General features: G+C 72.1%; 7 protein-coding genes and 2 pseudogenes. 3 read left to right on the top strand and 6 right to left on the bottom strand.

Going from position 1 to position 7,305, the window contains the following annotated elements; all coding sequences use genetic code 11:
- Positions 1-1,151 precede the first annotated feature (1,151 nt).
- Positions 1,152-1,727, bottom strand: coding sequence for a hypothetical protein (locus VE546_RS04330; protein WP_324918528.1), 576 nt, complete (start codon positions 1,725-1,727; stop codon positions 1,152-1,154).
- Positions 1,728-1,870: 143 nt separating this feature from the next.
- Here VE546_RS04330 and VE546_RS04325 point away from each other — a divergent pair.
- A pseudogene (locus VE546_RS04325) lies at positions 1,871-2,311 on the top strand (pentapeptide repeat-containing protein); the annotation flags it as partial.
- A 212-nt stretch (positions 2,312-2,523) separates the two neighbouring features.
- On the opposite strand, the gene VE546_RS04320 reads toward VE546_RS04325, so the two are convergent.
- Positions 2,524-2,928 (bottom strand): AMIN-like domain-containing (lipo)protein, encoded by a 405-nt coding sequence (locus tag VE546_RS04320; RefSeq protein ID WP_324918525.1) that lies wholly within the window; start codon positions 2,926-2,928, stop codon positions 2,524-2,526.
- A 1,346-nt stretch (positions 2,929-4,274) separates the two neighbouring features.
- Here VE546_RS04320 and VE546_RS04315 point away from each other — a divergent pair.
- Positions 4,275-4,545, top strand: a pseudogene (locus tag VE546_RS04315) (IS701 family transposase); the annotation flags it as partial.
- A gap of 280 nt (positions 4,546-4,825) precedes the next feature.
- Here VE546_RS04315 and VE546_RS04310 read toward each other — a convergent pair.
- Positions 4,826-5,206, bottom strand: coding sequence for a hypothetical protein (locus VE546_RS04310; protein ID WP_414720399.1), 381 nt, complete (start codon positions 5,204-5,206; stop codon positions 4,826-4,828).
- A 290-nt stretch (positions 5,207-5,496) separates the two neighbouring features.
- Positions 5,497-5,649 carry a hypothetical protein gene (locus tag VE546_RS04305; protein WP_324918522.1) on the bottom strand — a complete coding sequence of 51 codons (153 nt, stop codon included), beginning with the start codon at positions 5,647-5,649 and terminating at the stop codon, positions 5,497-5,499.
- Between the two features lie 261 nt (positions 5,650-5,910).
- Here VE546_RS04305 and VE546_RS04300 point away from each other — a divergent pair, with 261 nt between their 5' ends.
- A complete protein-coding gene (locus VE546_RS04300) occupies positions 5,911-6,384 on the top strand; it encodes a cupin domain-containing protein (protein ID WP_324918518.1) in 474 nt (157 codons plus the stop codon).
- A 196-nt stretch (positions 6,385-6,580) separates the two neighbouring features.
- On the opposite strand, the gene VE546_RS27935 is transcribed toward VE546_RS04300, so the two are convergent.
- On the bottom strand, positions 6,581-6,736 hold the full coding sequence (locus VE546_RS27935; protein ID WP_414720398.1) for a hypothetical protein: 156 nt from the start codon (positions 6,734-6,736) through the stop codon (positions 6,581-6,583).
- 377 nt (positions 6,737-7,113) lie between these two features.
- On the bottom strand, positions 7,114-7,305 hold a 192-nt coding region (locus VE546_RS04290; RefSeq protein ID WP_324918516.1), incomplete at its 5' end, for a hypothetical protein.

The following is a 7,305-nucleotide window of genomic DNA, read 5'->3' as shown; positions in this document are numbered from 1 at the left end:
AGCGTGCCGGAGCCCACCGCCTACAGGACTGCCGCGGTCTGCTGGCAGACCTGCTCGACGGGCTGGGAGGCACAGCCGCCATCCGCCACCGCGAGGTGCGGCCTCCCCGCTGACCGCTGTGAGCCGCCACGGCGCCGGGGTGGGCCTGTGCCACGTCGTCCGTCGCCGCCGCGAGCGGTCCACCGAACTCGGCGACATCCCCGAGGGTGGCGGCCACAAGGTCCTCGGCCGGGCCACGGGCCGCAAGGCACGCCCCGGCGCCGGCCACTGGGCCCCTCCCGGCCGGAGGCCGGGAATCACCTGCACCCCGTCGTCGACGGCCACTCCCCGGCCCACAGCGAGAGCCTGCCCGACGGGAAGAAAGAGACCGCTACCGGCTTCCGGGCCCGGGCATGCTTCGCCCGAGTGGGGATCACCGGTCGAGCGCGCGCCGGCCGACAACGGTGCCTGCTACCGCTCCCGCCCGTGGTGCGACGCTCCGGCCGCGGCCGGGATCGCCCACCGGCGCACCTGCGTTCACCGGCCGCGGGCCAATGGCAACGTCGGACGGTTTCGCCGGACGCTGCTGGAGGGGTGCCTCTGCGGTTCCGGGCAGGAAGGACGAGACGTCTTCTCCCGGTGGCCGCATGCCCACGATCACCACCGCGGACACACCGCGCTGAAGGGCCAACCACCCACCCGCCGGTCGCATCCCCCGACCCCTCAGGGCAAGAGGCCCGGGCTCTGTGCCGAGTTGGGGTCTTCAGGTTGATGGAAGGCTGCGGAGCCGCGGGACGGTGCCGCGGAGGTGGAGTCCGGCCAGGTAGCCGGCCGGGCCCTGTCTTGGCGGGTGGCGGGCCTCCGCCGTTCCCTGGTCCTGTCGGTGCGGGTCCTGTCGGTGCGGTGTTCGACCGTGTTGCGCTTCTTGTCCAGCGCTGGGTCGTGGCCGACGGGACGGCCGCCTTGGCGGCCCGTCCCCCGGCGATGCGCCCAGCAACAAGGTCGGCTGAACCCGCCACAGGCAGCGCCCAGGCGCGCCGCATGGTCGCCGGACCCCGTGCGCTGCACGAGGGTCCGGCTGCAGTGCCGTGAACCGGCGGACGTGACGGCGACAACCGGCCCTGCCGCCTTCACTATCCAGGCCAGGCGGTCGGAGGCTGTCGGGCCGGTTGTCAGAAGTGCACGAGTTCGACGTCGTCAATCTCGCAGTACCGCACCCGGGACGCCTGCTTCGGGTCCTCCATGGGCACCTTGACCGTCTTGGTCTGTCCGGCCTCCAAGGTGACCCTCGTGGAACCAACGTCGACGTAGGAATAGCCGGTGCCGCCGGCGCCGAAGAAGTCGACCCTCACCCGGAAGGTCTGCCGCTCGCCCAGTTTGGAGGTGACCCGTACCTCCGCGGCGGCATCCGCAGCCTTTGTGGACCGCGGCTTCTTCCTGCCCTTCTTGCGGCCGCCGTCGTCCGCCTCGACGCAGGCGATGATCGTCGCGCTGGCCTCCTCGGAGTCCGCCGAGGACGACTCCGTCGGCTCGCTGCCGTACGAGTCCGAGCCGTAGATCTCCTCGTAGTCATCATCGTCGTAGTCCTGGTACGCCGACGACGAACCATGGCTCTTCTTGGAACACCCTCCCCCGCCGGAACTGCCCTTGCCGCCGCCCTTCCCGCCACCGCTCTTGGCCGGTGAGAAACCGGTCAGTGCCAGGACCACCACGATCAGCACGGTCGTCAGCTTCAGGTGTCCGCGCATCAAATCCCCCTGTGCCATCGAGTCTTCGAAACCGCGGGCAACCCTAGCGGGCGCCTCCGTTCGGTTTGATCCGGGGCGCCGTCATCGTTCTGCCCGCCTTGCGGCCGAGGGCGCTTCCCCCTTTCCCGAAGCCGCCTCCTGCGGTGCGGCCAGGGTCCGTCCGCCGACCTGCAGGCCGGTCGCGTCATGATGAGCCCGCGTGGTGGTGGAGTCCCCGCCGACCAGCGACAGGCCGGTGTCGTTCCTGCGGGCGGCCCCGTCCACAGGGCGGTCAGCGGGCGCATCCGCACTGGCCTTCCGTGGAATCCCACGCGCCCGTGCCGGACGCGCCGATCAGCTCCGTACCGCCCCCGGATACCCGGGCGCCGGACGCCCAGGTGGCACTGACCTGCCTGGACGTGTTGTGTCAGGGGCGCGAGCCCGAGTGGCTCAACCTCATCGCCACCGACCTCCGGCACGCCGAGCCGGCGACGTCGGCTCTCCGCTCCACTCGTCTCGTCACCGCCGACCTGCGTGGGGCGCGGCTCGTCGAGACGGGTCTGGAGGAGTCCGGCCTCACCGGCGCGGACCTGAGGGAGGCGCCGCTGGAGGGGGCCCGGGCGAGCGCCCGTACGCGCTGGCCGGAGGGCTTCGACGCGCCGGGTGCCGGCGTCGCCCGGGCCGAGTGGCCCGGGTCACCGACCGAGGCCCTTTCCGGCTTCGCGCTGCACACGGACTCCCGCCGCTGCGCTCCTACCCGTGCCCCCCCGTGCGGGCGGCCCGGAAACCCCGGTCCCCGTCCCGGCCTCACGGGGCCTCAGCCCGCCGAGTCCGCCGCCTCGTGCGCGATGTCGAGGACGATCCTGTTCGGGGCCGTGGTCACCCGGAAGCCCGGCCGGCCGTCGCCCCGGCGGGCGTCCACGCCGACGCCGAAGCGGGTGTCCCCCTCGAAGTAGCTGACGAGCTTCAGGCCGCGAACGGTGGGCGTGGCCTGGCCCTCACCGCCGAGCTCCTCCTCCGGCTGGGCCCTGAGGAAGACGAGCATGATCCTGTGCTCGCCCGCGACGGGGACCTCCATGCCGGAACCATCCTGGTGCAGCGCGTCCACGTACTCGGCGACGTATCCCGGGGCGCCTCCCTCGAAGTCGAAGACGACCCGGTCATAGGTGTCGTGGACGCCCACCCGCACCCCCGTCAGCACCGACAGCTCGGTCGCGTCCACCCCTCGGTTCCTCTCCGACTTCCGGGAGGCGTCCCAGGGCGCTCCGTCCGCCGGACCGCCGCCGGACGGGGACGGTGACGCCGTCTCCCCGGGGCCGCCGACGCTCCGGGACCCGTCGGACGACGGGGACGGGGGCGGCGCGACGGTGCGCGCGGAGGGTGGCGCGGTCTCCCCGCGCCCGTCGATGCTCCGGGACTCCCCGGGCGCCGGGGCCGGACGCCCGGCGCCCTCCGTACCCCCTCCCCCGCAGGCCGCCGCCAGGACGGCGGCTGTGAGGGCGATCGCGGTCGTGGCGAAACGGCGTGTCACTGTGTGCTCCTGAACGTGGACGGCCAGGTAGGGGGAGGACACCGGGCTCTCCGGGCGAGCGCGCTCGCGCAAGCACGCCGTCCGCCGCGACGGGGATTCGCCCCCGGGTGCGAACGGGCTCGGTCTCGCCGGCGCCGGGCGGACGGCGATCGGTGCCGCCCGGAGCACGGCGGCCCCAAGGTCGCGTTCGCATTCACACGACGCCGAGCCGAGCGGATCGGTCGCCACCGCAATGACCGACGTTTTCCTCCCTGAAGAGGGTGTTTTCCGACTTCCCCGCGGCCGCGGCCGGTACACACGCCACCGCGGCGGCCAACCCGGATGCCCCGCCGACTGCACTGCGGCGGGCAGCGGCCGACGTCCGGGCGGAGGAGCCCGGACCACCACTCCCCCGTCCCGTACGCATACGGCGACGCCCGGACCCCGGACACCGCGGACGAGCAGGTGACACCCCTGCCCTTCGGGGTGTGCCCTCCGAGGCGGGACTCCGTCCTATGACGATCGCCACCGGGCCCGGTGGCGATCACGGGCAGCAGCCGCCCACTCCCCCGCCCGTCTCCCACTCGGCTCCTGCGCGCTGGACCGCGCGCCGCTTCCCCGGGCCATGTCTTTGCTGCCTCGTCCCGGTGCACTTGCCTGCGCAGGATCTCCGTGACCAGGGTGCCGACGTCACGCACGGCGCATCCGGGCGCTGACGCTCCCCGGCCCGCCTGGCCGCCGCGCCCGCACCCCGATCCTGCCCACAGGACAATTTCGCCGCCCGGCCGGAACACCGACCGGAACGTCCCTGAGGCGCGCTCCTGGAGCCGTCGGCCCCGGACACGCAGAAGGCCCTGCCCCGGACGATGTCCGGAGCAGGGCCTTTCGTCGAGCGCCGGGCAGGCCTTGCACCTGCATCTCCCCGCAGGAAGCGGGGCGTCTTTCCTTGGACCACCAACGCGCGGTACACCGCCCGTAGTTCGGCGGCGCATCCAAGATCCAGTGTAGCGCAGCCACGCCATCGACCATGAATTCACCCGCTCCCGTCCTGCCTCGGCGTTGCCCGGCCCGAGGAGGTCTCCTCCCAGATCACCTGCGCCCCTGCCAAGACACATGGGACGGGCCGATCCGCATCGCCGGCAGCCGCTGGGCCATCAGTGAGTGCTTCCGCGGCGCGAAAGCAGGAGTGCGGCCAGGACGACTCCCAGGTCCGCCGCTATGACGGCTGGCACCATCCTGGCCCCGGCCATGGCCGCCCACGCCAACCTGACCGTCCTGCACGTCCACGAGCTCGACACCGGGAAAGCGGGAATGGCTCCTCCCCGCTCCCATCCATCTCAGCCTCACCGGGACCCGACGCCCGATCACCCGCCTCAGCCACTACAGACGGCGCGGAGACTCACCACCCGCAACTGCCCGCCTATCAACACAACCATCGTTGCAGTGCTCACAACCCATCTCATCTGGCGAGTCTTCGGCAGCGGATGAGGGTGCAGGCAATAGCGGTGAAGGCCAGGAAGTGGCCGGCTGTGAACGCACACCGGAGCGCTTCCTCACCTCCGCCGACCTCGCCGCAGCCCTCATCGGCCACCGCCGACCGGGCAAGCGGCTATGGCCGGAGCCTGTCTCCCGAGACGTCGAAGCAGACCAACCCCATGGATGCGGCGAGCTGCGCGGCGTATGCGGAAGCCTCTTCGGCCATGCTCCACCGCAGGGCGAAGTAGATCAGCGGGCCGCTCGCCTCGTCGATCAGCCGCCCGCTGCACCACGGCGAGCTGTCGTCCTCGTCCTCGTCCATGTCGGGCCACCGCTGCAGCAGCGCCGCCACGTACGCCGCCATCCGCTCGGTCGGAGGGTGGTCCACTCCGGTGTCGATGTCGATGTATCGGCAGTAGAGCTCGCTGAAGAGCCGGCCGGCAGCGGCGTCATCGCTCGGGCGGACGCCTTCCCAGACGGCGAGGTCGTACGTCATGGCCGGAGACTGCCACACGGCACAGACAGCAGATCCCTTCAGGACCACCCGCTGGTCTCAACTCACCACAAGGAACGGTGCCTTGATCGAGGTGCGGCTCCTTGCATGAGACCGGCCCCGCCTGAGGTGGGGCCGGTGGTTGTGGCGGCGCGGGAGGAATCAGGCCGGCGCCCTCCCGTTTCCGGCTGAGGCGGCGATGCGGGGCGGTAGGGATCGGTATGCCGGGGCCGACCGGTTGCTGCCGCCCATCGGTGGACGCGGACCGCGGTCCCAGGACGGGGGCGCGACATGCGGGCGGGCACCGCAGGTCACCTCCCGGCCGGGGCGGCGGACGGTGCGAGGACGCGGGGCAGGCGGGCGTGCAGGTACCGCACCTCGGTGCCGCGGCCCTGGACGCGGACGCGGTGGGCGAGGAGTCCGGCCGGTGCGCAGCCTCTTCTCCGGACCACGAAAGCGATCACGGAGTCGGTGTCCTCGGCGCGCGCGGCAGGCCGAGGCGTACGGGAAGTCCGCCCAGGAGCCGCGTCCGGACCGGAGTGGTTCTTCCCGAAGGACGTCGATCGACCACCGCGGCCTCATATCGCGCTGATGTCCGGGCGGACGTCGTGGCCCCGGACGCATGTGTGTTGCCATCACAGCAACTTTGCTTGCCGCATCAGGCGCGGCGGTCGCAGTCTGACGCCCAGTCGAAAGGGCCTCGAAGACCATCGGGAGGCCACACGATGAACACCCACGGAGGCAGCGGGTCCGCGCCGAGCACCGACGGCAAGACGCCGCCGCTCAACCGTGTCCACCACGTTCGGGCCGGTGAACTGGACGGCCACACCGCCATCAGCGGCAGCACAGTCGGCTCGAAGAAGCTCTGGATGGGCCTGGTGGAGAACCCGCCGCTGAGCGCGACGGACAACCACCACCACGGCGATTCGGAGGCGGGGATCTACGTGGTCAGCGGTCACCCCGTGTACGTCTACCACGACGGCACCCAGGAGGTACGGATCACCGCCGGCCCCGGCGACTTCCTGCTCGTCCCCCCGTTCGTCCCGCACCGGGAGGAGAACCCCGACCCGAACGAGCCCGTGGTCGCCGTGATCGCACGGACCACACAGGAACCGATCAAGGTCTCCCTGCCCGAGCTGTACCAACTCAAGGAGGCGGAAGCACCGCGGGAAGAAGACACGGAACGACTGAGCGGGTGAAGCATCCGCTCAGTCCGCGTGGAGACCGGGCGGCCCTGCCGGGGCGTGTCGGTGGCGACGACGGCCGAGGAAACCGCGGTATGTCCTGGTCATGCCGCCCCGGAGGACCGCGAGGTATGCCCGAGTGATGGCCGGAGCCCTACGAGTCGTGCGTGATGGCGGGTGAGGTCGTGATGGCCCGCTCAAGGGCTGCGGTTCAGATGATCGCGGTGCGGTCGGAGACGAGACCGGCGATGGCGCGGTAGGTGCCGGGCAGCCGGTCTCGTCGGTGGGTCCGGCGGATCGGCTGTTTCCCACGCTTGTGGTCGACGAGGGCGTACTCGACGGTGCCGCGGTGGCAGGGAATGCCCATGGCGGTCGCGTTCCCAGCGCGCGTGCACCGCAGGCGGTGCGCTCTTGTTCGGCTTCCCGGGTGAGGTGATCGCCTGGCCTGGGTGATCACGTCTAGGACCGAGGCGGCCGTCGTCCGGGAGGCCACGACGTCCCGCCCGGGGCGACGGGTACGCCCTCCCTCGCCGCCTGGCCGAAGGACGGGGTGGTCGCCCAGCTCATCGGCGTGCCGCGGAGCCCGGCGCGGCAGGAGGAAGGCAGGTGCACGGAGCCGTCCGCGTGCGTGACCGACACGCAGGGCGGCAAGACCTCCACCAGCGTCCCAGCGGCCGGGCAGGGCACGGATGCGGCGAAGAAGACCGTGGGCCGCAGGCGAGCATCGTCACCGGCACCCTCGGCCTACTGCTCGCGACCTTGGTCGCCGCCGCGGGCGTGCCCGATTCCGTCGCCGGTACCCACCTGATCGGCCAGGTGGCCGCCGCCCACCCCTCCATCCGCGCAGTCCGGGCGGACGGCCGCCGCCGGGACCGCGACGGCCGCCCCCACCGTCAGCCGATTCGACTTCCAGAGCTTCGCCACCGGTGCCTCCAT

Source organism: Streptomyces sp. (assembly GCF_035644915.1).
GTDB lineage: Bacteria > Actinomycetota > Actinomycetes > Streptomycetales > Streptomycetaceae > Streptomyces.
Note: the sequence above shows the minus strand (reverse complement) of the source record. Positions and strands in the feature narration are given on the sequence as shown.

Bases quoted from the DNA above. Each gene is read 5' to 3' on its own strand.
- VE546_RS04330 (WP_324918528.1), bottom strand. From the start codon at position 1,727: ATGCGCGGACACCTGAAGCTGACGACCGTGCTGATCGTGGTGGTCCTG.
- VE546_RS04300 (WP_324918518.1), top strand. From the start codon at position 5,911: ATGAACACCCACGGAGGCAGCGGGTCCGCGCCGAGCACCGACGGCAAG.
- VE546_RS27935 (WP_414720398.1), bottom strand. From the start codon at position 6,736: ATGGGCATTCCCTGCCACCGCGGCACCGTCGAGTACGCCCTCGTCGAC.